This is a genomic window from Acinetobacter chinensis, assembly GCF_002165375.2.
Taxonomy (GTDB): domain Bacteria; phylum Pseudomonadota; class Gammaproteobacteria; order Pseudomonadales; family Moraxellaceae; genus Acinetobacter; species Acinetobacter chinensis.
Map to the genome: position 1 here is coordinate 1759164 of NZ_CP032134.1, position 24877 is coordinate 1784040.

The window sequence follows — 24877 nt, forward strand, 5'->3', positions numbered from 1 at the left end:
TCTGATTTAAAACTTATATCAGGTAAATACTTTTTATTACATTTTTAAAAATAAAATTTATTTCTATGTAATAAAGTGAGTTATATTAATTATCAATACCAATAAAATGGATTATAAAAATGAATACCCGTGTCAGTGTGACTGAATTATTCAGCAGGGACGAAATTAAAGAACTCACTACAGCATCAGATCTGCATGGTGCATGGGCTGTCGGCTCTACATGGGCAATTATTGCAGCAACATTTGCAGGGGTGGCATATTACTGGGAGTACGCCCCCATCTGGGCAAAAGTGCTAATGATTGCGGTTGCCCTGGCAATACTCGCAGGTCGGCAGTTATGCCTTGCTATATTAATGCATGATGCATCTCACAGTAGCTTATTTAAAACCAGATGGCTCAATGATGTTGCAGTTGACTGGCTCTGTGCCCGTCCTATATGGAATGATTTACATAAGTATCGGGCGCATCACATGCGACACCACGCAAAAACATCTTTACCTGAAGATCCTGATCTGAGTCTGGTCGCAGGTTTTCCTGTGACAAAGAAGTCCCTGCTGCGCAAATTTACCCGTGACTTGACAGGATTGACCGGTGTTAAATTTCTGTTTGGTCGCTTACTGATGGATCTGGATATACTTGAATGGACGGTATCCAATGATCAGAAACGTATTCCTCAGAATGGAAAAACACTAAAAGATTATGCACTGTCCTTATTCAAAAACAGTTCGGGTGCCGTAATCAGCAATGCTGTGATTTTTGGAGCTTTATGGCGTGCAGGACACCCTGGACTCTATGCGTTGTGGCCTTTGGCCTATACCGTACCTTTTCCGCTGTTTATCCGAATCCGTTCAATGGCTGAGCACGCAGGAATGCAAACCAGCCATTCAGCCCTGACCAATACCAGAACAACACATGCAGGTTTACTCGCACGTTCTTTTGTTGCCCCGATTCATGTCAATTTTCATCAGGAACATCATCTGATGGCTTCAGTTCCTTATTTTAAATTACCACGTATGCATCGTGTACTTCGTGAGCGTGGCTTTGTAGATCACCCACCCACCTATGTTGAAGTGATTAATTCTTTGTCACAGAAGAAAGCCGTAATACCCGAAACGACTGCATAACACAGACCCAGTAAATACTCTGGGAAATATTCAGAAGCTGCCTTATTTCAGTTGTCACTGAAATAAGGCAGTTTTTTGTGATTGGTATTTCACTGCAAAAATGTGGCTATGCTGAACCAGGTCATAAATATCAGCGGATGATGTTGTGGTGTCAGAGTACTTACTACAAACTGCACAATAGAAGTGTTACTGGCAAAGAGAAATCACGAGAAGATTATGAGTAAAAATTATTTTTTTAATCATCAGAAAGAAATGCATAGGTGTCATGTAATGACAGCAGCGGTCTGATTGAAATAAATCTGAGTGTATCCGTGGAGAAAAATACACTCAGAATCAGTTTCTGTTTTATGACAGAACTTTGGCTGCTTTGGTCTTATCAGCCAGCTCATAAATCAAATCCTGCAAAGCCAGCATTTGTGCACGGTTATCATGATCCCATGGATGATAATTTGGGCGGAAATAATCAATATAATTGCCCAGTTGTTTACGCAAAGCACCAACTTCACCAAAGGTATATCTGTACGCTTTACGCCATGCTGAGAGATCAGTCAGTTTCTTCTCATCCATCACGATTTTGGTAAATACAGGCAGTACAAAGCCCCAAAACACGACCGTTGCAGCCACTAAACCAAAGCTACGCAATAAATAAGCATAGATGCCCTGACCCATTGCCGTATTCCACACATCGTAAGCCACTGCTTTATGTTCAGTTTCCTCGAAAGCATGCCAACGCCAAATATTGGCATAATGTTCTTCTGCACCCTCAAATAATTCAGGGATCTGTAAAACTGAATCTGCAAGCAACGCTGTAAAATGTTCAAGCGCAATCGTTGCACTTAACCAGTATGATGCAGGTAAATGCTTTTTCATCAGACCAAAAACATCAAGTACGAAACTTTCAAACTGCGGTGCAATTGAATTTCGCTCAAACAGGGCTCTGTTATAGTCCTCGTGCTCACGACCATGCATGGCTTCCTGACCAATAAATGCAGTCACTGCTTTCTTCAGTTCTGGATCTTCGACTAGATCACGATGCGCACGGACAGCATCAATGAAGAAACGTTCACCGATAGGTAAAACGATTGAAAATGTATTCAGTAATGCTGTAAAAATAGGTCCAGCTGAAGTATGCCAGTCTGCAATACGGTCTGCCGGCAAATCAAAACGAATATCACGCCGAATCGGTAGTGGCTCATGATAAGTCGCAGACTTTATAAATTTTTTTAAAATACCCATGATTTATCCTGCCTTCATGTTTATCATTGAAATGATGTCCTTACTGAAATTGTACCTAGCTGAATACAATTCCATAGGTCATTTCGACTCATTTATATGTCATTGCATCTCTTTTTTTACATTTAAGCCATATTCAGTCACATCAATATCAATCACGTCGATACATGGTAATCACACACGCACCACCTAAGCCGAGGTTATGCTGTAGGGCAATTCGGGCATTTGCCACCTGACGCTGATCGGCTGTACCACGTAATTGCCATACCAGTTCAGTACATTGCGCCAAACCTGTAGCGCCCAAAGGATGCCCTTTTGACAACAAACCACCTGATGGGTTGGTGACGTATTTGCCGCCATAGGTATTGTCTGCATCCCAGATGAATTTTTCAGCTTCACCCTCAGGACAAAGTCCCAAAGCTTCGTAAGTGAGTAATTCATTAGCCGTAAAACAGTCATGTAATTCAATTACATCGACATCTTCCGCACCAATACCTGCGGCTTCATAGACTTGATTTGCAGCTTGTTTGGTCATGTCATAGCCAACCATTTTGATCATGCTTTGCTCTTCAAAACTTGATGCATAATCTGTGGTCATTGACTGCGCTGCGATATAAACAGGATTGGAAATACCGTGTTTTTTGGCAAATTCGTCAGAACATAAAATCACTGCGCCTGCTCCACAGGTTGGCGGACAGCATTGGAAACGAGTCAATGGATCGAAGACATTGTCAGATGCCATGATTTCATCTAAAGATAAGATCTGACCAAATAAGGCATAAGGATTGTTGCTTGCATGTTTACGGGCTTTGACTGCAATCTGTCCAAAAGTTTCTTTTTTCGTGCCGTATTTCCAACGATATTCACGTCCTGCACCACCAAACATTTGTGCGGCAGGCGGTGCGGAATTGAAGCCTTGTACATTTAACATCACTTGCGCATGTTGTCCCATCGGTGGTTCACGATCATTGAATTTTGCACCCAATGCGCCCTTTTCCATCTTCTCAAAACCAAGTGCAAGTACACATTCAGCCAATCCACCTTCAATGGCTTGACGGGCAAGGAATAAAGCACTTGAACCTGTAGAGCAGTTATTATTGACATTGACGATCGGCACACCTGTTAAGCCAAGTTCATAGGCTGCTCGTTGTCCGCAGGTAGAGTCGCCATAAACATAACCTGCAAAAACCTGTTCGATTTCATTGTATTGAATATTGGCATCCTGTAAGGCTTTTTGCCCTGCTTCCTTTGCCATTTCATAATATTCAGCACTCGCACCTGGCTTGGCGAATTTGGTCATGCCGACACCAATTACATTGACACGTCTTTTCATTTTAATATCCTGATTTGATTTATTTTATATAGCTTCTTTAATCACTCAGATCATTTAGATTTAACAGGATAAAGAAGCAATTTTCTGTTCAATGTCAATTAAGACAAATTCTGCAAAAACTGCATCTGATGCACCAAACGAATATCACCATCCACCACTACATCACCATGCTGATACAAGTCACGAATATCACGCTGATTCGCCACCAACTCCGCCAAATGATGATCAGACAATGTCAAAGTGACATCAGCCTTGGCATCACTGCCCTGTTGCACACTGCCATTGGCTAAATTCACCGTCCACGACTCATTCGGTTCAGTAATGTTAAATTGATAAGTATGGTTTGCATTACTTTCACCTTTTAAACGATTCTGTAATGCTGTGAAAATTTCAGGCGCTTTCGCCACTTTAGTTGCACTTGTCGGTGCTGCCGCAGCCTGTGTTGTATCTTCCGAAGCCACACGTGCATCACGTGCCTGATCAATCAACTTTTTGTCCATATCTTGCAGAACAATCAATTTATTGGATGCCATCACATTGCCACCAATTTTTAACTGACCGCTAAAGAACAACTTTTGCACATCTGCCAATGAACCATTAAATACCGTTGGCACATGCTCCTCATCCATTTCAAGGGTCACATCAGGATTGGCAACTTCGCCTGCGCCAGCACTGCCTGCACCATTTTTCAGGTCAATAAACCACAAAGACTCAGGATTTTTCAGTTTAAACTGGAATGAAGTTTTGGTTTTATCAACAATCCCTGCCGTATTTGCAATATGTTGATTGACCACTGTAAAGACATCAGCAAGTGTGATTTCAGTATTCACTGTAGAAGCTGAATCACTTGGAGTCGAACTTGTACTCCCTGCATTTGCTAAGCGTTGATTTTTCGCTTCTACAAATAATTTAGAATCAATTTCCTGCAACACGATCAATTTATTGGACGCCATGACATTGCCACCAATTTTCAACTGACCGCCAAAGAACAGCTTCTGCACATCTGCCAATGAACTTGTCACCACCGTTTCAAGATGTTCCTCATCCATTTCAAGTGTCACATCGGCATTGGTAATCTCACCTTGCTTACACGAACCTGCACCATTTTTCAGATCAAGCGTCCACATTGAATCAGGATTTTTGAGTTTAAATAAGAATGAAGTCTTGGTTTTATCGACTAATTCAGGATGTTGTGCGACATGTTCAGCAATGACTTTAAACACATCTTTGGCAATCAAGCGATCAGGTTCATTAGATGCCTGTACCGCCAGAACAGATGCTTGCTCAGTTTTTGCTTTGGCTTTAGGAATTTCTGTATATAATTCAATGGCAGCATTCTTAATCACCACTTCATTACGCTCTTTCACCCACGTTTCAAAAATGATTTTGGTATCCGATTCTTTCCACATTTTAGTGACTAAGGTATCGCCCGGATAGACACTCTTGGCAAAGCGTACTTTGATACTTTTGAAATAACGTCCATCATTATTGCTAAAGGCTTTAATCACATGGCGACCACTAAAACCAAAAGTACATAAGCCATGTAAAATTGGACGATCAAAACCAAAAGCTTTGGCAAATGCAGGATCAGCATGCAAAGGATTCCAATCGCCTGATAAACGATACAACAGCGTTTGATTCACATCGGTTTTTTCTTCAATCACCGCATCAGGTTCACGCTCAGGTGCAACATTGATTTCTGTTGAATCACCACGATCACCGCCCCAACCACCTGCGCCTCGGACAAATGCCGTCATTTCGTTATAAATCAGTTCTTCACCATTTTCATCTTTAGATGAAATCGCAAAAGTGACCACTGCATTAGGGTCTTTGTCATAAGCATTTTTTAAGGTAAATATATGCTGTAATTTGGCGTTTGGCGGTAAAGGTCGTTTAATTTCAGTATATTGCTCACCATGTAGTACACGGTCGAAACCATAATTCATGCCCGGAAGCGTCACGCCTTGCTTTGCCATTTGCAACATGGCATTCATTTGTGGCATCACACCATAAGTTGGAAAGGCTTGAAATTCACTACCCAGTTCATAGACATAGGCAAGTTCTGAACTGTCCAATGGATTTTGCGCAGCACCAATTCCCAATGCATAAAGCGACAAATCACGTTCATCATAAGATGATTCGATCTCAAGCTTGGCTTTGGATGCAACATCTAAGTCAATGAATTCATTACCACCTAAGTTTGGATGGTTAATCCCGTCCAAAATTGGCGTGAATGATTCTGTAGTTGAATTTGGATGGGTTGATTCTGTGAAATCGGTGATTTTATCCCAATGACGTGCTACATCATCGACATTAAATGGGCGTTTGTTTGGGAACATATAGCCCTCTGTACGCTCCCAACGCAGTTTGGCAACAAAACCTGCGCCCACTTCAAATAAGCCCTTATTTTCCTTACAGTCTTCATGGGCAAGCCAAGCCACCAATGGGCTCACCGCTTCAGGCTTTAGCAGAGCCAATAAATCAGGTGGCATCACCGTTTCTGTTAAACGTGACGCTGCTAATGGTGCAATGGTATTGACGAAAATGTTTTTACTGCGACCTTCTTCTGCCAAACAGTTGGCTAACCCAAGAATGCCCAATTTTGCAGCACAATAATTGGCTTGCCCGAAATTTCCATAAATCCCTGCTGCCGACGTGGTCATGATAATTCGACCATAACCTTTTTCACGCATGATTGGCCAAGCTGCATGTGAGACACTTTTCGAGCCATTCAAATGCACTCGCATAATCAGATCCCAATCCTGCTCAGTCATTTTGGCAAAACTGACATCCCGTAAAATCCCTGCATTGTTAATGACAATATCCACTGCACCAAAATGATCTAAAGCTGTTTGGACAATAGCTTCACCATTTTCCACTGAGTCATAATTGGCGACTGCTTCACCGCCTGCGGTACGAATTTCTTCCACGACTTTGTCGGCAGCCGAAGAAGATTGTCCTGAACCATGTGCGCCACCGCCCAAGTCATTCACCACGACTTTACAGCCTCGGGCTGCAAGGGTCAGTGCATGTTGTCGTCCTAAGCCACCACCTGCACCTGTGACAATGGCTACACGTCCATCAAAACGTAATTCTGACATTTTTATTCCTTTTACTTATCTGTATGCATATAAAAATTGATGTTGATGAAAGTAATCAGACGTCCTGTTTTTTTAATACTTTCACTGTAAGCCTGTTTAAAAATAAAAGTGCAGGCACTGGTTTCCATGCATTATCAGGTCATCATTGCATGTTCATTTTTCTGATTTATAAAATTTCAGCTCAGTGAAATATGCCGTTAAATTATCCTTATCTGTTTTAAAATCGGATGAATTTTTCGTCAATTGCAATAAGCGTGATTTATAGGGTGGAGCTGAATTTTTATGCAAATCTGCAGGTGCTCTGATGCAATATTCAAAGTAATATCTGAACTGAATCAAACAGCATTAAACTTTTTTAATTTTTGATTATTTTTAGTAATAAAACTTGATCATTCAATATAATTCATAAATTCAGAATTTACGATTTGTGCATATTATTCTGCTTCTGAGGTTTTTTTAAAGCAGTATAATTCATCAATAGCCTGTAAAAGGCTGATCTCCTTTCTTCTGCACCAGAGTGTGAAATGTCCAGAAATCTTGCGACCCTTATTGGCTTCAGTGCTATTTTACAGTGGTCGTCTATAGTTGGGTTATTAAAAAAAGTAAGTTTCGACATTGGTGCAGATCTGGCCGTGACCTTTATGTACAGTATCAGTGCTTTGATCTTACTGGTGCTGTTCAAAATCCCCGATCTGAAACTGCTTTCTCGTGGATATCTGATTTTTGCGACTCTGCTTTTTGTCGTGTATGAGCTGTGTTTTTCCTATGCAATTGCACTGGCGCAGACTGCGCAACAAGCGATTGAAGTCAGTCTGGTCAATTATCTCTGGCCAAGTATGACCATTCTGTTTCTTATTCTGTTTAAAGAACTGAAATTCAACATACTGGTGCTGTGTGGTCTGGGCATAAGTATGAGTGGAATTGTACTGATTCAAAGCGGGTCAGGGTCTTTTGAGTGGGGAACAGTCTTACAGAATTTACAAGCCAATCCCGTCAGCTATATGCTGGCATTTGTTGGTGCTGCACTATGGTCTCTGTATTGTGTGATCACCAAAAAATACAGTAATGGACACAATCCGATAACCCTGTTTTTTCTGGCAATCACGGCTGTCCTCTGGTTAAAAATGCTGCTGATCGGTGACCTGACCCCTCTTGCAAATATGAGTTTCAGTACACTGGGTTATCTGCTTATTTTGTCTACTGTGACTGGACTTGGTTATGCCGTCTGGAATATCGGCATTATTCAGGGCAACATTACCGTACTGGTCGCTTTGTCTTATTTCAGTCCTATTTTCTCATCCGTCATTTCCATGTTTATTTTACAGACCGCACTGACGGTCAATTTCTGGCATGGAGCGGTACTGGTCACAGCAGGTTCATTGCTCTGCTGGATTTCAACCAACTGGCAATTGCTGAAGAATAAGTTCTTTTATATGTTTAATGGAAAAGTACTTTAAATCTCTTTCATTGTAAAAAAGCCCTGAGCTTATAAAAAGTTCAGGGCTTTTTTAATGATTTAATAGAGCATCAGACAAACTTATTCAGCTTTCCAGACGTCTTCGTAGTCATCTGAATCAATCATGAAACGATAACCTTCTGCCAGTGCAAGGTATGGAAGTGCATCAGGGAAAACCTCAAAAAGCTCTTTTACAGTAATGATTTCAAAAAAATCATCCCCTTCTTCAAGTTCTCCACCGTAGATATACCAGGCAACATTGTCCTGTGGATCAAGCGCTTTACGTAGTCCTACAACAGGTTCTTTGTTCAGTGTATGAACGGCTATGGCAACGAGATCTGTCTCTTTTACTGCATTATAGCTTGAATCAAATTCTTCACAGACAAGTTGCTGTTCTTCAATTAAATCTTTGTCCATGTGTATTCCGTATAGCGCTGAAAGTTGTGTCATTCTAAGTGGTTGAGCTGAATTGCTCAAGAATTTATCTCAAAGCATTTCTCGGTACAGTTTACTGAATAAATGTGATGAGGATATTAAATTTACTGCGTCAGGTCAGACAACATCATTAGAGAGTTTCCGACTTTCAGCCTTGCAGAATGAAATGTTAATGATTATTTCATTAATATTTCATGGAACATATGTCTGAGCCACTGGTGGCTGGTTTTATGATGACAGGACATATGCCAGTACTGTTTAACCGAATAAGTCGGAAATGAAATCGGGGCTTCAAATATTTTCAGATTGCCACGTGACAACAGTACTTCACTCAGATAATAAGGCACAGTGGCAATTGCATCAGTATCCTGAACCACCAGTCCTACGCCCAGATAGCTTGGCAGACGCATCAGAATATTGCGCTTCAGCTCAAGGTTTAAAAGCTCATTTTCAATGTGGTAATGTCCCATTCCTGCATCAATATCAATATGTGACTCACTTAAATATTCTTCTGCACTGATGCTGTTTCCTGTCAGGCGTGGATGGTCTTTGGATGCAATTACGACATAATACTGTTCAAAAAGTTTCTGCTGATAAAAGCCATTTTCAAGATGTGGTAAAAACCCCAGCGCGAGATCAATTTCGCCATTTGCCATCTGATAACTGGTTTCAGAGGTAATCGGACGGACATTCAGACGGATATGTGAAGCATATTTTTTCAGATATTGCGTAATTCGGGGCAGAAGAACCAGATGCGATACATCGGTCATTGCCAGTGTAAACTGCTGCTGTGATGTGGACTGATCAAAATCAATCGTAAAATTATTGATAATTTCAACTTTACTCAGTGCTTCACTGACCAGAGGAAACAGTTGTTTGGACAATTCTGTTGGAATCATCTCATTACCGATACGTAAAAACAGCGGGTCGTTATAATGCTGACGGATCTTATTCAGAATATTACTGACTGTGGGCTGACTCATGGTCAGATGATCTGCGGCAACTGAAACGCTTTTATATTTATAGACGTAAAAAAAGATGCTGAGTAATTTACAGTCCAGTTCAAACACGAAATTTATTTCCCTTATTTCATTAAAGACAGTGTTTCCATCATCTGCCCTTTTTATCACAGTTCCAATGTTTAAAAGTATCTATTTATTCTTTTTAACTATAAAAACAGCATTGACTTACTATAAGTAAGTCAATGCTGTTCAGTAATCAGTCTGCTGAGATATCTTCAAACAGAACAGAGGATAAATAACGCTCACCACTGTCAGGTAATATCACAACAATTGTTTTACCAGCATTTTCTGGACGTGCTGCAAGTTCAGCCGCCGCAGCCATCGCTGCACCGCTGGAAATACCGACCAGTATTCCTTCCTGCACCGCAGTTTTGCGTGCGTAATCAATCGCTGTCTGACTTTGAACTGCTATAACTTCATCAACAAGATCAAGTGCCAGGTTGCCTGGAATAAAGTTCGCCCCAATCCCCTGGATTTTATGAGGTCCTGGAGTAATGCTTTCACCACGACGGGTCTGACTGATAATGGCAGACTCTGCCGGTTCAACTGCAACAGAATATAACGGCTGATTTTTCACCTTTTTAAAATAACGTGAAATACCCGAAATTGTTCCACCAGTACCCACACCTGAAACCAGAATATCCACTTTACCGCCCGTTGCATTCCAGATTTCTGGACCCGTAGTCAGTTCATGAATTTCAGGGTTGGCAGGATTTTCAAACTGCTGAGGTAAATAATAAGTTTCAGGCTGCTCGGTCACCAGTCGGACCGCTTCATCCACAGCACCTTTCATGCCTTTGGCAGGGTCTGTCAGTACCAGGTTTGCTCCCAGTGCTTTCAGTACTTTACGACGTTCAATACTCATGCTGGAAGGCATGGTCAGTGTAATGTCATAGCCTTTGGCAGCTGCAACAAAGGCAAGTGCAATACCGGTATTACCGCTGGTCGGCTCAACAATATGCATGCCTGCCTTTAATAATCCACGTTTTTCAGCGTCTTCCACCAAAGCAGCACCGACACGGCACTTTACTGAAAAAGCAGGGTTACGGCTTTCAATTTTTGCCAGTACAGTTGCCCCACCCGTGATTACACGGTTAATCCGTACCAGTGGTGTATTACCAATTGCCTCGGCATTATTACTGTATACAGCAATGCCTTTATTTTCTGTTGCTGGAAAAGCAGAATCAGTCGTCATAATCATTCCCTAAAAATATTTTTGATTTTCAGAACTCAGACATCATACCGTTTAATTAATGATGTAAAAGCATTCTTATACGAATTTCCATTGAAAAATATTTCACAGTTATACTGCTCTAATAAAACAGACGAGTTTTAAGGGCATTTTTCAGTGAAAGCATTATGAAGTGAATAAAATGTAAGCAATTTTTACAACTTTGATGCAGTATTTAGTCTTACAAAGGTTTGTAATGTAACATCGAATTCCTGACAATATCGGCAAATGAGAAAATCACCAGGGGACACAATGTCTAATAAAAGTTACAGTAAACTCTACCGGAACTTAACCCGTAAAATACTGGATAAAATTGTGACTCCCCAGGTGCTGGGAAATACAGCTGCCCTGGAACAGAACCTTGCACAACAGTCTGACAAAGTACGTGTCTGTTATGTGCTTCAGGATGCATCTCTGAGTAATACAGTGCTGATTGACAAGGAAGCTGAAAAACGCGGATTGCCTTCAGTATTTTCAGAAATCAATATTGAACAGTCACATGAGTCTGACTCCATACTGGTTCTGAATGATACTGACCCTGTTTCCAATGCTTATCATTATCCAGAAAAGCTCATCCGACTGATTGAATACCTGGATAAATATCCAGAATATGAAATTGAACTTATTCCTGTCACTGTACTCTGGGGACGTGCGCCAGAGTATGAAGACTCATGGTTCAAAGCTCTTTTTTCAGATGCATGGTCTACCCCGTCAAAACTGAAACAGACCATTAATATTTCACTTTATGGTCGTGAAAACTATATTGAATTTCACAAACCCCTATCGTTGCGCACGCTCGTTGAGGATGCCAAAACTCACCTTCCGAACTTTTCACCTGCCCATCCCGTGGTTCAGGAACTGAACTCGAGTTTCAACAAATACAAAGAAGCCATACTGGGTCCCGATCTTTCTGACCGACGCAATTTAATCAACAGCCTGTTAAAAACTGAAGCTGTACGTCAGGCAATTGTAAAAGAAAGCATCGAAGAAAAAGTCAGTATGCTTGAAGCGGAAAACAGAGCTAAAAGTTATCTGATGGAAATCGTTTCTGACTTTTCCTATTCGACTTTACGTTTTGCCGAAATTGCACTAACCAAACTGTGGACACAACTGTATGACGGAATTGAAGTTCATAACTTCGATACCGTGCGTGAACTGGCTCAGGACTATGAAGTCGTCTATACACCATGCCACCGCAGTCATATCGATTATTTACTGCTGTCTTATGTGATTTTTAAACGTGGACTGATGGTGCCGCATATCGCAGCAGGTATTAATCTGAATATGCCTGTTGTGGGACAGTTAATGCGTGGAGCCGGTGCGTATTTTATCCGTAGAACATTCAGTGGAAATGAGCTCTACACTTCCGTTTTTAAAGAATATCTACACAGCCTTCTGTCCAGAAATACACCGCTTGAGTACTTTATTGAAGGTGGCCGTTCAAGAACAGGACTGTTGTTGCCTCCTAAAAAAGGAATGCTCTCAATGACCGTCCAGAGTCATTTACGAGGCTCAACTAAACCAGTGGTTTTCATTCCTGCTTATTTTGGTTATGAAAAACTGCTCGAAGGATCTTCTTATTTGAATGAACTCAGTGGGAAGCCTAAGGAAGCTGAGTCTCTGTTCGGTCTGCTTGGTTCCATGCGTAAAATTGAAAAAGTATTTGGACAGGTCTATGTCAATTTTGGAGAACCGGTTTTTCTGAAAGATGTGCTTGAGGAAAATGCAGCGGATCAGTTAAAGCTGAGAGTAACCGATGACTTACCAAAACCAGTTATTCAGACCGTAAATCAGGTTTCATCTGAAATTCTGGAAAATATCAATAAAGCTGTTGTCATTAATCCTGTCTCACTTATTTCTTTGATTTTATTAAACACTGAAAAAAATGAAATGTCTGAATCACTTCTGGTTCAGCATCTGCTGAAATACAAAACACTGTTAAAACAGCTCTGTTATGACAAACGTATGATTATGACTGAGCTTGCGGCAGCAGAAATAATTGAATACGTATTAAAACTTAAACAGATAGAACGATATAATCATCAGGGTGAAACATGGATCAAAGTCGTCACCAATCAGAAAGTTCTGCTGAGTTATTTCAGTAATAATATTCTGCACTGTTTTATTCTGACTTCGGTTATTTCATCCATCATCAGCGTTCACAAAAATATTCAGTATGAAGAACTGACTCAGTATATTGAAAACATCTATCCCTTTATTAAAGAAGAAATGTTCCTGAAATGGTCGCAAGCAGAACTGAATATCCAGATTCAGGCTTCTCTGAACAGTCTGACTGACATTGGTCTGATCCATGTTCAGAATGATCAGCTGATCCCTGCTTCAGATACGGAGTCTGCTTTTATCCTGAACTCTGTGGCTGAGATTTCAACATTGACCATGAATAACTTCACCGTCATGATTGATCTTCTTGGGAAGTATGCTGTTGATGCCGGGATTAATATAAAATCACTGGAAAAAATGTGTAAGTCCATGCTGAAAAAACTGAATGTTTCAGGGCGGATTCATTCAGGTTTCTATTTTGACAGCTCTACCCTGAAAAGCTTTATCCGTATTATGAAAGAACGGAAATTAATCACTGTTCAGGATAATATGGTGCAGATTAATTCTGAGCAGCTGGATACTACTTATCATATTTTCAGCTGGTATAATGCTGAAACCCGCCAGATTATTTCTGAAGCAAGTAATTTTACTGAAAAAGAGCTGAAAGATTTTAGTGATCTGACAAAGAAATAAATATTGCCTGTAAATAAGCATTCTCAAAAATGCTTATTTATATCAGATTATCTTATAAATCCATTCATGAAAAAGAATTGATTTTGTACGGTCTGAACAGTGCATTAAGATAATCTGGCTTTATAATGTGTCGCTTAAGCAGACGTTCATTTTTATGTTCATTTCTGAACAGATATTTATGTGCTGTACTGAACATTTTTTCAGTCGGGCTGAATATAACGGCATGTTTTGTAAAGGTATAAACACCTGATATATCGGTTCTAAATTAAAGAGAGTCCTGTAAATGAGTAATGAGCTGGAAATCGCATCCATGCGTAAATCTGCAGAAACCGTCGTTGGAATACTGAAATCACTCGCCAACACAGACCGTTTGCTGATTCTTTGCCATCTTTCTCAGCAGGAACTGAATGTCTCTCAGATTGAAGAAATCACACGAATCAATCAACCGACTCTGTCACAGCAGCTCATGATGTTGCGTAAAAGTGATGTTGTCAGTACCCGCCGTGATGGTAAACAGATCTATTACTCCATTAAAGATGAACGTCTCATCTCTGTGCTGAACCATTTATATGAGCTTTACTGCCCACAGCCTGTTGTTTAAATTATTTTTATAATCATAAACATGGAATAAAATCTAAACAACGGCAGGATTTCTTAGCATTTTTTATGCATAATATATCTTAAAATGTGATTTAGATTTTTGTATGCCAGATCAGGATTCCCGCCTTTCCATCGTTTTGCCAGCCTGGCAATGGTTACGCCACTACTCGCCTCTAAAGTTCAGAGCGGACATGCTCTCAGCATTGATTGTCATTGCAATGCTTGTTCCGCAAGGTATGGCATATGCCATCCTGGCAGGATTGCCTCCGATTACGGGGTTATATGCCAGTATTTTGCCTATGATTATTTATGCATTTATTGGTGGGAGTCCTACACTTTCCATCGGTCCTGTCGCCATTATTTCCATGATGGTTTTTGCAACTCTCAGTCCACTGTATGAACCAGGCTCACCTGTTTATATTGAAGCCGCCTGTTTACTGGCATTACTGGTCGGGGGGATTTCTTTTTTACTTGGCGTTTTCCGTTTCGGTTTTCTGATTCAGCTGATCAGCCACCCTGTCATCAAAAGCTTTATCATTGCATCAGCACTGCTCATTGCATTGAGTCAGGTTAAATTTGTACTTGATGTACCTTTGGAAGCAAATAATATTCCTCAGTTTTTACTGTCATTATGGGAATATTTTCAGTTTACAAATGTCTATACGCTTCTATTTGGCATAGCTTCCATCCTCTTTTTAATCTATGTGCCTAAACTGTTTTGTCTGCAATTTATCAAAAAAATATTCAGTAATACTGCTTTTATTGCAAAAGCCCTTCCATTAGCTTTGGTTGGTATTTCCATTGCAATGGTCTATTTCCTGAATCTTCAAAGTTATGGCATAAAAACGGTTGGTGAAATCCCTTCTGGTTTTCCACCTTTTTCCATGCCGTTCTGGAATACTGAAATGGTCTTACAGTTACTGCCTGGAGCTGCAATGATCGCCATGATCAGCTTTGTAGAATCACTGTCCATCGCTCAGGCAACGGCCTTACAGAAACGCAGTGATCTGAACAGTAATCAGGAACTGATTGCATTAGGGCTTGCAAATATCGGCGCAGGTGTAACGGCATCTTTTCCCGTTACCGGCAGCTTATCCCGTACAGTTGTAAATGCTGATTCTGGTGCAAAAACGCCAATGGCAGGTGTTTTTTCATCTCTGCTGATTATTGTGGTCAGTCTCTATTTCACCGGTTTTTTTCAGCAGTTGCCACTTGCTGTTTTAGCGGCAACCATTATGGTTTCCATCTGGAAACTGGTGGACTTTAAGCCTTTTATAGAGACGTGGCGTTATTCCAGAGCAGATGGGATTGCCATGTGGGTAACCTTTTTCGGGGTAATCTGTATAGATATCTCAACAGGACTCATCATCGGCATTATCTCTACGTTTGTTCTGTTGCTCTGGCGAATCAGTCGACCACATATCGCGGTGATTGGACTGATTGATGGCACACAGTATTTCCGTAACGTAAACAGACACCAGGTTCAGACTTCCCATGAGGTTCTGTCCATGCGTATTGATGAAAATCTGACTTTCTTAAATGCGAATACCTTAAAAGGATTTCTGATCAGTGAAGTGAGCCAGAACAAGGAGCTGAAACATGTTGTTATTAACTGTTCCAGTATCAGTTCCATTGATTTCAGTGCCCTTGAAATGCTTGAAGATCTGAATACAGAGTTATCCCGCCTGGATATACAGCTGCATTTTTCAGAAATTAAAGGTCCGGTCATGGATAAACTGGAGCATTCACATCTGCTGAAAAACCTGAGTGGAAAAGTATATTTTTCACATTTTCAGGCAGTACAGCAACTTGCTCAGGACTTACAACTGAATTAATATTCAGCTGAATAAACCCGACACCCACAGTACTTACAAGTCAGATTGCTGTTTTATACACCAGGTCATAAATTCAATGCTGAAAATATTAACTTTAAAAATAATCAGTTAATTTTTATGACTTCATAAAATGTAATAGGATCATAATTTTAGGTATAAAATGGCAGGCTTGTATTAATTTTTTACTTTCAGATTAGGCAAGGCTATCTTTATGTTTTCAGCTTTTGCGAGATTGAGTCTGGTCTCCCGAATCATTATCGCCATCTTCATGGGTATAGGTATTGCTATCTTTTTCCCACAAGTGGCACCTTATTTAAGTCTGCTGGGTGACCTGTTCATCAAAGCACTTAAATCCGTTGCACCCGTACTCGTCTTTGTACTTGTTCTTGCCTCCATTGCCAATTTTCAGGTTGGACACACTTCTCGCATTCGTCCAATCATCCTGATGTATGCTGTTGGTATGTTCCTGGCTGCACTCAGTGCCGTGATTGCAAGTATCAGTTTTCCAAGCACGCTGTTCCTGAATGTGCCGGCAAATACAGAACTGCAACCGCCAGGAAGTTTAATTGAGATTCTGAAAAATCTGCTTCTCAGTTTTGTTGCTAACCCTGTTGTTGCAATAGGTGAAGCCAACTTCATCGGTATTCTTGCATGGGCGGTGATTCTTGGGATTGCTTTCCGTCATGCCAGCAACACAACCAAGACATTCCTGACGGATACTGCAAATGCAGTCAATCAGGTCATCCGTGTTGTAATCAGTTTTGCGCCAATTGGTATCTTTGGTCTGGTTGCAGTAACTTTTGCAGACGCAGGTCTGAAAACACTGGAGAGTTATGCTCAGTTGCTTGCCGTGCTCCTCGGAACAATGTTCTTTGTCGCACTTGTAATCAACCCATTCCTGGTCGCTGTAGTCACACGTGCCAACCCTTATCCGCTGGTGTTTCAGTGTCTGCGTGAAAGTGGTATTACCGCATTTTTCACCCGCAGTTCAGCAGCAAACATTCCAGTAAACCTTGATCTTGCAAAGCGTCTGGGTGTTGATGAATCAACAGCGAGTGTAGCGATTCCTCTGGGTGCAACCATTAACATGGCAGGTGCGTCAGTGACCATTACAGTTCTGACACTAGCGGCTGCACATACTCTGGGCATTCATGTTGATTTTACAACCATGCTTTTCCTGTCTGTCGTCGCGACTATTTCTGCCTGTGGCGCTTCAGGCGTTGCTGGAGGCTCGCTGTTACTGATTCCTGTCGCTTGTGGTCTGTTCAATATTTCTTCAGATATTGCGATGCAGGTAGTGGCTATCGGTATGGTTATCAGTGTGCTTCAGGACTCAACAGAAACTGCTCTGAATTCATCTACCGATGTTTTGTTTACAGCAGCAGTTGACCGCGGCCTAAAAAAATAAGTTAATATACTGATAATTCTTAATTTTATCAGTATATTCATTATGCCGTTACAATCTTTGCCCTTCTGGGTTCAGGCCGGGGCATTTTTTCTTGCGATAAATGCAGGAATCATAAACGTACTGGGACTAGTGACCGTACTTCATCAGTCCGTTTCCCATATGACCGGAAATGTCAGTGTACTTGCAATGGCAATCCTGGAATGGCGCTCTGAAACTGTTATTTATCTGACCCTTGTTATTTTATGCTATGTCATTGGTTCATTTTATAGTGGGTTTATTTTAGGAAACAGCCATTTCAGCCTGGGACGTCGCTACGGCATTCCCTTAAGCCTTGTGGCTTTTTCCATACTGCTCTGTTGGCTGTTCCTTCCCTGGTTTCCACGTTATGCGCTGCTTTGGTCATGTCTGGCAATGGGTGTTCAGAATGCAATGGTCAGTCATTACAAAGGTACGATCATACGTACAACCCATTTATCCGGTGTCCTGACAGATTTAGGACTGGCCATGGGCTACCGTCTTCGTGGTCTTAAAGTTGAAAATCGCAGAATAATTCTGCATCTACTGATTCTCAGCGGATTTTTAACCGGTGGACTGATTGCATCATTCATCTATCCTTTATTAAAATTAAATTCTTTTCTTATACCAGCCGCTCTGAGCCTGGCCATGAGCATGGTATACTGGATACTCTATTTTCGTTATCGGCAACTACACAGGTAATTTTCAGGAACTCTTATGGTCAAAAATGCTTTAGCAGCCCAGTTATTAAAAGCGGGCCTGGTCGATAATAAAAAAGCGAAAAAACTGAGCAAACAGGCACAGCATGAGCAACGCACTGGTCAGAGCAATGAAGCAGATCTAAAAGCAAAAATTGCGCAGGATCAGCAGGAAAAACAAGCCAAAGATCAGGCACTGGATCTTGAAAAGAAAAAAGCGCTGCATGAGAAAGAACTCAAAGCTGCCATTGTTCAGATGATTAATCAGCACAAAATACGTGAAACGAACGGTGATTCAACCTATCAGTTTATTGATGAAGATAAAATCAAAAAAGTCTACATCAACCAGCAGATTTACAATGCCCTCGTATCTGGCAGTCTGGTCATAGCCAAAGATAAAGAATCATACAGTTTCCTGCCAAAAGCACTTGCTGACCGTATCAATGAAAAAATGCAGGGATTTATTATCGTCAATAATTCCGAGAAAAATGAAGCTGTAACCGATGAAGAAGATCCGTATGCTGCTTATGTCATTCCAGATGATCTGATGTGGTAATTGAGACAGTGAATGAAAGCCGGCTACTGCCGGTTTTTTCATACCTCCAATGCGTAAGCTTAGATTATAAAATGTATATAAAATGTTAAGCCTAAGTATCTGTTTTTGTTAAATCTATACAATTCACCTCAGTTTTAAATATCTTGAGGCAATGTTTTGAATCATTTTGCATACATACAGCGTATTCAGGAATGGTCAGATCAGTACCCGTGGCTGGAAATGCTGACATCACTAGGAATACTGATTCTGTTTGCGTTTATAGCGAACTTTATTGCAAAACAGGTTGTTGTACGAGGCATACGTAAACTGATCACGAAGTTTTCTCCGTCTAATAACTCCATATTTGCTCAGCACAGTGTCATCCGTCGGGTCGCCAATATTGTGCCTGCCATTGTTATTCTGAATGGTATTGTAACGGTTCCGCACCTCTCTGAAAAAGTGGTTACTTTTGTACAGATGGGTGCTCAGGCATTTATTTTCCTGACCATTGCCCTGGCAATCAGTGAATTCTTAAATGTTTTCAATTTAATTTATCAGCGTAATCCCAAGTCCAGAAATAAACCGATCAAAGGTTATCTTCAGCTGGTCAAACTGATTATTTTTGTTGTCTGTGGACTGATGATTCTGGGTACATTCCTGAAAAAGGATGTTTTCACATTGCTGGCTGGTTTCGGTGCTATGGCTGCCGTTCTCATGCTTGTCTTTCAGAACACGATTTTATCCCTTGTCGCTTCAGTTCAGATTTCTTCTTACGACATGGTCCGGATTGGTGACTGGATTGAAATGCCAAGCCTAAATGCAGATGGTGATGTCATTGATATGTCATTACATACCATCACTGTGCAGAATTTTGATAAAACATTTACCACGATTCCAACCAATAAACTGGTGACCGATACCTTCAAAAACTGGCGTGGTATGGCAAATGCCGGTGCCCGGAGAATCAAGCGTTCCATCTATATTGATCAAAGCAGTATTCATTTTATGACAACAGATGAACAGCAGAAACTGAAAGAGTTCCTGTTACTGGATCAATATCTGGATACAAAAACCGAAGAGCTTGAACAGTTCAATCAGCAGCTTTCCAACCAGTCAGTCTATAACCAGCGAAGACTGACCAACCTTGGAACGTTCCGCGCCTATGTAGAGTTCTATTTAAGACAGCATACGGGTATTGCTCATAATATGTCTTTGATCATCCGTCAGATGCAGCCTACAAACGAAGGGTTGCCTCTTGAAATCTATGCCTTTGCAAATACAACGGTCTGGAAAGATTATGAAGCCATTCAGTCAGATATATTCGATCATCTGATTGCGATACTTCCGGAGTTTGGATTAAGAATCTATCAGGCACCGTCTGGTTCTGATATGAAAGCATTGACACAGCCTGCTCTTTCAGAAACTCAGAAAACGTCTATAAACAGTTGATTTATCAAACGGCTGCATAGATTTTTTTAGACTGCTGACATTTCCTGTATCTGTACATTGAACAAATGAAATGTCAGCTAAATTCCGATACATTTCTGTAAATGTACACGGATAAAAATATAAGTACTTATATTGATGAAATACGATTTAAGCACATGCTAAAATAGCAGCGATTTAAAATCTCCTGACTCCCACATTTCCTGATCAAATTTTCCATGATCAAAACGACTGTTAAAAAAGTGAGAAACTATGCTGCAATGGTTTGAACGTCTGGTTGACCCATATCCCACCAAAGGCTTAAATGAACCATTGCCTGTCAAATTTTTCCCATTTGTCTGGCAAGCAGCATATGGTGTACGTCGTTATCTGATTTTACTGATTTTACTGACAGCAGCCACGGCAAGTTTCGAAGCGATTTTCTTTGCTCAGATTGGACACCTTGTCGATTGGTTAACTCAGTCCACGCCACAGAACTTCTATGAAAATCATAAAAGTAATCTGATTATACTCAGTCTTTTCCTGCTGGGTAATATTCTGTTTTCCAGTCTGCAGTCTGTCGTCAGACATCAGATTTTATACAGCAGTTTCCCGATGCGCCTACGCTGGCGTTTTCATAACTTACTGTTACAGCAGAGTCTTGATTTTTTCCATAATGACTTTGCAGGACGTCTGTCAGCAAAAGTCATGCAGACCTCCCTTGCGGTCCGTGAGTTCTGGGTCATTTTGGGTGACATGGTGACCTATGTTGTGATCTACTTTATTACGATCAGTGTGGTGCTGGGTAGTATTTCCCCTGTCCTGCTGGTTCCATTACTGCTCTGGCTGGTTCTTTTTATTTCAGCAGCACTGTTTTTTATTCCACGTCTGGGGCGTATTTCCAAAGAACAGGCAGATGCCCGTGCTGTCATGACTGGGCGTGTAACGGATGCATATACCAATATTCAGACAGTCAAACTGTTTGCACACGCTGGTCGTGAAAGTCAGTATGCCAAAGAGTCCATGCAGCTGTTCATGGTCACTGTTTTCAAGCAGATGCGTTTAGGCACGCTGTATGAGATCTGTATTAATCTGCTGACTGCGGTACTTTTCTTTGGAGTACTCGGAACGGCTGTATGGCTATGGTTAAACGGTCAGGCTGCAATTGGTGTTATTGCTGCTACAACTGCCATGATTCTGAAACTGAACAGCATGGCTGAATTTATGATGTGGCAGACTTCTGCACTGTTTGAAAATGTTGGAACCATTCAGGATGGTATGACAACCATGGGTAAAGCCATCAGCATTCAGGACAAGCCCGATGCAGAACCATTAAAGGTGACAGCAGGCAATATTCAGTTCAGTGATGTCACTTTTGCCTATAACGATAAAAATGTGATTGATCATCTGAATCTGAATATTCATCCCGGTGAAAAAATTGGTATTGTGGGACGTTCTGGTGCAGGTAAATCCACTCTTATTCAGCTGTTACTACACTTTTATACCATCAACCAAGGTCGTATATCCATTGATAATCAAAATATTGAAGATGTGACCCAGGACAGTTTACGTAAAAATATTGCCCTGGTTACTCAGGATACGTCTTTGCTGCACCGCTCTGTGGCTGAAAATATTAAATACGGTCGTCCCGATGCAACAGATGAAGAAATGTATGCTGCGGTACGTAAAGCCAAAGCCGATGAATTTATTCCTGCTTTGACTGACTTACGTGGTAAACAGGGTTATGACGCCTATGTCGGTGAGCGTGGTGTAAAACTTTCAGGTGGTCAGCGTCAGCGTATCGCAATTGCCCGTGTATTTTTAAAAGATGCACCCATTCTTATTTTAGATGAAGCGACCAGTGCACTGGATTCAGAGGTGGAAGCAGCAATTCAGTCGAGCCTTGACGACCTGATGGAAGGTAAAACGGTCATTGCTATCGCGCACCGATTATCTACAATTGCACAGATGGACCGGCTGATTGTGCTGGATGAAGGTAAAATTGCCGAACAGGGTACGCATGATGAACTTGTTGCATTAAATGGGATCTATGCTCAGTTATGGCAACGTCAGACCGGTGGATTTCTGATAGAACAACAGGCACTTAAAAAAAAGGAAGTTGATTAATGCTGTATTTAGAAGACCTTAAAGTTGGGGATCATTTCAAAAGCCGTGAATATGAAATGTCATTGCAGGAAATAAAACAGTTTGCCGGTGCATATGATCCTCAGGTTTTCCATACCGATGAAGAACAGGCAAAATCACATCCTGTTTTTCAGGGCATTGCAGCAAGTGGCTGGCATACCTCTGCAGTAACCATGCGTCTCTGGACAGAATGTTTTCCTGTTGCCTATGGTCTGATTGGCTCAGAATCTTCCCTGCGCTGGCCACGACCGACCCGTCCGGGTGACCGGATTCATGTTGAAGTTGAAATTACAGCCATCACACCCTCAAAGACCCGTACTGACCGTGCAATTGTCAGTTATGTGACTCAGGCTAAAAATCAGCATGATGACGTCCTTTTGATTTCCACAACTAAAATTGTTGTATTTAAAAAAGACTTTAAACCCGAATAATCCTGTTAGAATATAGCGGTATCAGGATATACTACTTTCGTTTAGCTCCTGATATTGTCAAACAATTTTAAAGAAATACGTCATTGATTCATGTCAGTATAAACATGAGCATATTAGAAAAAATTGATTGCAACGGATCGCGCATGAAAGCAGTTTCCCCTCGCCAGGATCAGGGTATACCTGGAGTTTATGGCTTATTACTTCTTGATATTGTTTCCCGCTGGGGATATAACGATGAAACCCTGTTTTCCCCTTTTAATTTCACAAGTGAACAACTTGCTGAGCCTGATTTCAGGATTCCAACCACTGTTGCTAATGAACTGATCAAACATGCCTTAAGAATGACAGGTGAAGCTACTCTGGGTTTTCATATCGGAACTCAGATGCGGATTTCCATTCATGGGTTTATTGGCTATGCCATTATGACTGCTGGTGACATAACAGATGCTTTGGTACTTGCCAACCGCTTCATTCAGTTACGCATGCCCTTCTTGCAGCTGTATTTTTCTACATTTGGCGAAAAAGCAACCCTGCAGCTGCAGTGTGAAGTCGAAATTGAACCTCTCAGAACTGAAATCGTGATGGGGCTGACTTTTGGCATCATGACCATGGCAAAGGCTCTGACAGGCATTGATGAGCTTTATGGTGATATCGACTTCGATTTCCCCAAACCTGAAGGCTTTGATAAATATATTGATAAGTTTCAGAACCGCTACAATATGCTATTTGATCAACCTCATCTGCTTGCCAGTTTTGATAAAAAATATCTGGGACTGAAAATGGTCAATGCAGACCCAATTGCAAGCCAGATTGCGATCAATCAGTGTGAGGCTGAACTGTCTGCTCTTGGAGAGCGTCGCCGTGTTTCCATGCGTGTACGCGATATTCTCACCAACTCTGAACAGCATTATCTGAGTATTGAAAATGTTGCAGACCGTCTGCATATGTCTGACCGGACACTGAAACGTCAGCTGGCAGCTGAAGGCACATCATTTTCCACGCTCGTGGATGAAGTCCGTTACCGTCATGCAACCTCTTTACTGTCCCGTACTGATTATACGCTTGAGCAAATTGCTGATGAACTGGGTTACAGTGATGTCGCAAATTTCAGTCGTGCATTTAAGCGCTGGAGCGGTCGTAGCCCAAGTAACTGGCGTAAAGATCCATACTTATAAGTTTTATGACTGGCGAAAGTCTTTTGTTTTGTAACAAAAGCATGTATAACTCTTGGCAAAAATAATGCAAAGCATTTAAGGAGTCATTATGAATCATCCTTCAGAACTGAAGTATGCTGCAACTCATGAATGGGTAAAAATTGAAGGTGATCTGGTTGTAACAGGTATTTCTGACCATGCACAGGATGCTTTAGGTGACCTGGTTTATGTAGAAGCACCAGAAGTTGGTCAGCAACTTAGCGCAGGTGCTCAGTCAGGTGTCGTTGAATCTGTCAAAACTGCTTCAGATATTCATGCCCCTGTATCAGGTACAGTTGTTGAAGTAAATACTGCCCTTGAAGATGATCCTGATTTTGTAAATGATGAACCTTATGGCAAAGGCTGGATTTATAAAATTAAGCCGGACAATATGGCTGATGTTGAAAAACTGCTTTCAAGTGAAGAATATGAAGCAGGTTTGTAAGATCGCTGTTTTAAGAAAAATCAGCCTTGATGGCTGATTTTTTTATCACCTTCATTTTTATAACATTTACGAAGTCCATGGCCACCCAGCACATGGGTTTTCCAGATACGTATACACTTCATACAGCTCGGTCTGATCAAGTTGTTCATCCTTATTTTTATCCATGAGCTGAAATAACTTGCGACGTCCATCTTCTCCTTTGAACTCAGGATTATCAGGCCATTCATAGGGTAAAAAATCCTGAATTTTTTTAAACTCAGACCATTCAAACATTTTATTTTTATTCATATCGTACTGCTTAAAAAGCGCCGTCCAGCCGATTTCAGCAGGCTCACAGGCAAATACCGCTGATGCCTGAAAACATAGTAATCCCACCACTAAACTGATTATTTTCATCTCAATATCCTGTAAGCAGCGTAAAACTGTCTATGATTTCACTATCAGTATAATAATTTAGC

General features: G+C 41.1%; 20 protein-coding genes. 13 read left to right on the forward strand and 7 right to left on the reverse strand.

Going from position 1 to position 24877, the window contains the following annotated elements; all coding sequences use genetic code 11:
• The first annotated feature begins 119 nt into the window (after positions 1 to 119).
• A complete protein-coding gene (locus CDG60_RS09220) occupies positions 120 to 1124 on the forward strand; it encodes a fatty acid desaturase family protein (RefSeq protein ID WP_087514047.1) in 1005 nt (334 codons plus the stop codon).
• Positions 1125 to 1469: 345 nt separating this feature from the next.
• Here the strand turns inward: CDG60_RS09220 and CDG60_RS09225 are convergent, their stop codons facing one another.
• From CDG60_RS09225 to CDG60_RS09235, 3 genes are all read right to left on the reverse strand, one after another.
• Positions 1470 to 2360, reverse strand: a complete 891-nt coding sequence (locus tag CDG60_RS09225) for a metal-dependent hydrolase (protein WP_087514048.1) — start codon at positions 2358 to 2360, stop codon at positions 1470 to 1472.
• A 148-nt stretch (positions 2361 to 2508) separates the two neighbouring features.
• Entirely contained in the window at positions 2509 to 3690 is a 1182-nt protein-coding gene (locus CDG60_RS09230; protein ID WP_087514049.1) for a lipid-transfer protein, read from the reverse strand.
• Positions 3691 to 3788: 98 nt separating this feature from the next.
• On the reverse strand, positions 3789 to 6791 hold the full coding sequence (locus CDG60_RS09235; protein ID WP_087514050.1) for a peroxisomal multifunctional enzyme type 2: 3003 nt from the start codon (positions 6789 to 6791) through the stop codon (positions 3789 to 3791).
• A gap of 524 nt (positions 6792 to 7315) precedes the next feature.
• On the opposite strand from CDG60_RS09235, the gene yddG reads away from it, so the two are divergent.
• Positions 7316 to 8248: an aromatic amino acid DMT transporter YddG gene (yddG, locus tag CDG60_RS09240; RefSeq protein ID WP_087514051.1), complete on the forward strand. Its 933-nt coding sequence runs from the start codon at positions 7316 to 7318 to the stop codon at positions 8246 to 8248.
• An 80-nt stretch (positions 8249 to 8328) separates the two neighbouring features.
• Here the strand turns inward: yddG and CDG60_RS09245 are convergent, their stop codons facing one another.
• The 3 genes from CDG60_RS09245 to cysK all read right to left on the reverse strand — a co-directional run bounded on the left by CDG60_RS09245 (position 8329) and on the right by cysK (position 10899).
• Positions 8329 to 8664 (reverse strand): immunity protein Imm33 domain-containing protein, encoded by a 336-nt coding sequence (locus CDG60_RS09245; protein ID WP_087514052.1) that lies wholly within the window; start codon positions 8662 to 8664, stop codon positions 8329 to 8331.
• Between the two features lie 194 nt (positions 8665 to 8858).
• A complete protein-coding gene (locus CDG60_RS09250) occupies positions 8859 to 9752 on the reverse strand; it encodes a LysR family transcriptional regulator (protein ID WP_087514053.1) in 894 nt (297 codons plus the stop codon).
• Positions 9753 to 9900: 148 nt separating this feature from the next.
• Positions 9901 to 10899 (reverse strand): cysteine synthase A, encoded by a 999-nt coding sequence (cysK, locus tag CDG60_RS09255; RefSeq protein WP_087514076.1) that lies wholly within the window; start codon positions 10897 to 10899, stop codon positions 9901 to 9903.
• A gap of 288 nt (positions 10900 to 11187) precedes the next feature.
• Between cysK and plsB the strand changes: the two genes are divergently transcribed.
• From plsB to gcvH, 11 genes are all read left to right on the forward strand, one after another.
• Positions 11188 to 13689, forward strand: coding sequence for a glycerol-3-phosphate 1-O-acyltransferase PlsB (gene plsB, locus CDG60_RS09260; RefSeq protein ID WP_087514054.1), 2502 nt, complete (start codon positions 11188 to 11190; stop codon positions 13687 to 13689).
• A gap of 283 nt (positions 13690 to 13972) precedes the next feature.
• A complete protein-coding gene (locus CDG60_RS09265) occupies positions 13973 to 14290 on the forward strand; it encodes an ArsR/SmtB family transcription factor (RefSeq protein ID WP_087514055.1) in 318 nt (105 codons plus the stop codon).
• A 103-nt stretch (positions 14291 to 14393) separates the two neighbouring features.
• Positions 14394 to 16124, forward strand: a complete 1731-nt coding sequence (gene sulP, locus CDG60_RS09270; protein WP_087514056.1) for a SulP family inorganic anion transporter — start codon at positions 14394 to 14396, stop codon at positions 16122 to 16124.
• A gap of 211 nt (positions 16125 to 16335) precedes the next feature.
• Complete coding sequence (sstT, locus tag CDG60_RS09275) at positions 16336 to 17532, forward strand: serine/threonine transporter SstT (RefSeq protein ID WP_087514057.1); 1197 nt, start codon at positions 16336 to 16338, stop codon at positions 17530 to 17532.
• Positions 17533 to 17574: 42 nt separating this feature from the next.
• On the forward strand, positions 17575 to 18249 hold the full coding sequence (locus tag CDG60_RS09280) for a YoaK family protein (RefSeq protein WP_087514058.1): 675 nt from the start codon (positions 17575 to 17577) through the stop codon (positions 18247 to 18249).
• Positions 18250 to 18264: 15 nt separating this feature from the next.
• On the forward strand, positions 18265 to 18801 hold the full coding sequence (locus tag CDG60_RS09285; RefSeq protein WP_087514059.1) for a DUF2058 domain-containing protein: 537 nt from the start codon (positions 18265 to 18267) through the stop codon (positions 18799 to 18801).
• A gap of 156 nt (positions 18802 to 18957) precedes the next feature.
• The gene (locus CDG60_RS09290; RefSeq protein ID WP_171405446.1) at positions 18958 to 20229 is read left to right on the forward strand and encodes a mechanosensitive ion channel family protein; all 1272 of its coding nucleotides are present in this window, start codon (positions 18958 to 18960) and stop codon (positions 20227 to 20229) included.
• A 249-nt stretch (positions 20230 to 20478) separates the two neighbouring features.
• Positions 20479 to 22332 (forward strand): ABC transporter ATP-binding protein, encoded by a 1854-nt coding sequence (locus CDG60_RS09295; RefSeq protein ID WP_087514060.1) that lies wholly within the window; start codon positions 20479 to 20481, stop codon positions 22330 to 22332.
• Positions 22332 to 22781, forward strand: a complete 450-nt coding sequence (locus CDG60_RS09300) for a MaoC family dehydratase (protein WP_087514061.1) — start codon at positions 22332 to 22334, stop codon at positions 22779 to 22781. The genes CDG60_RS09295 and CDG60_RS09300 overlap by 1 nt, the downstream gene beginning before the upstream one ends.
• Before the next feature lie 143 nt (positions 22782 to 22924).
• Positions 22925 to 23956 (forward strand): AraC family transcriptional regulator, encoded by a 1032-nt coding sequence (locus tag CDG60_RS09305; RefSeq protein ID WP_087514062.1) that lies wholly within the window; start codon positions 22925 to 22927, stop codon positions 23954 to 23956.
• Positions 23957 to 24044: 88 nt separating this feature from the next.
• On the forward strand, positions 24045 to 24419 hold the full coding sequence (gene gcvH, locus CDG60_RS09310) for a glycine cleavage system protein GcvH (protein WP_087514063.1): 375 nt from the start codon (positions 24045 to 24047) through the stop codon (positions 24417 to 24419).
• 66 nt (positions 24420 to 24485) lie between these two features.
• On the opposite strand, the gene CDG60_RS09315 is transcribed toward gcvH, so the two are convergent.
• The gene (locus CDG60_RS09315) at positions 24486 to 24815 is read right to left on the reverse strand and encodes a CREC-EF hand family protein (protein ID WP_087514064.1); all 330 of its coding nucleotides are present in this window, start codon (positions 24813 to 24815) and stop codon (positions 24486 to 24488) included.
• Positions 24816 to 24877: the final 62 nt, after the last annotated feature.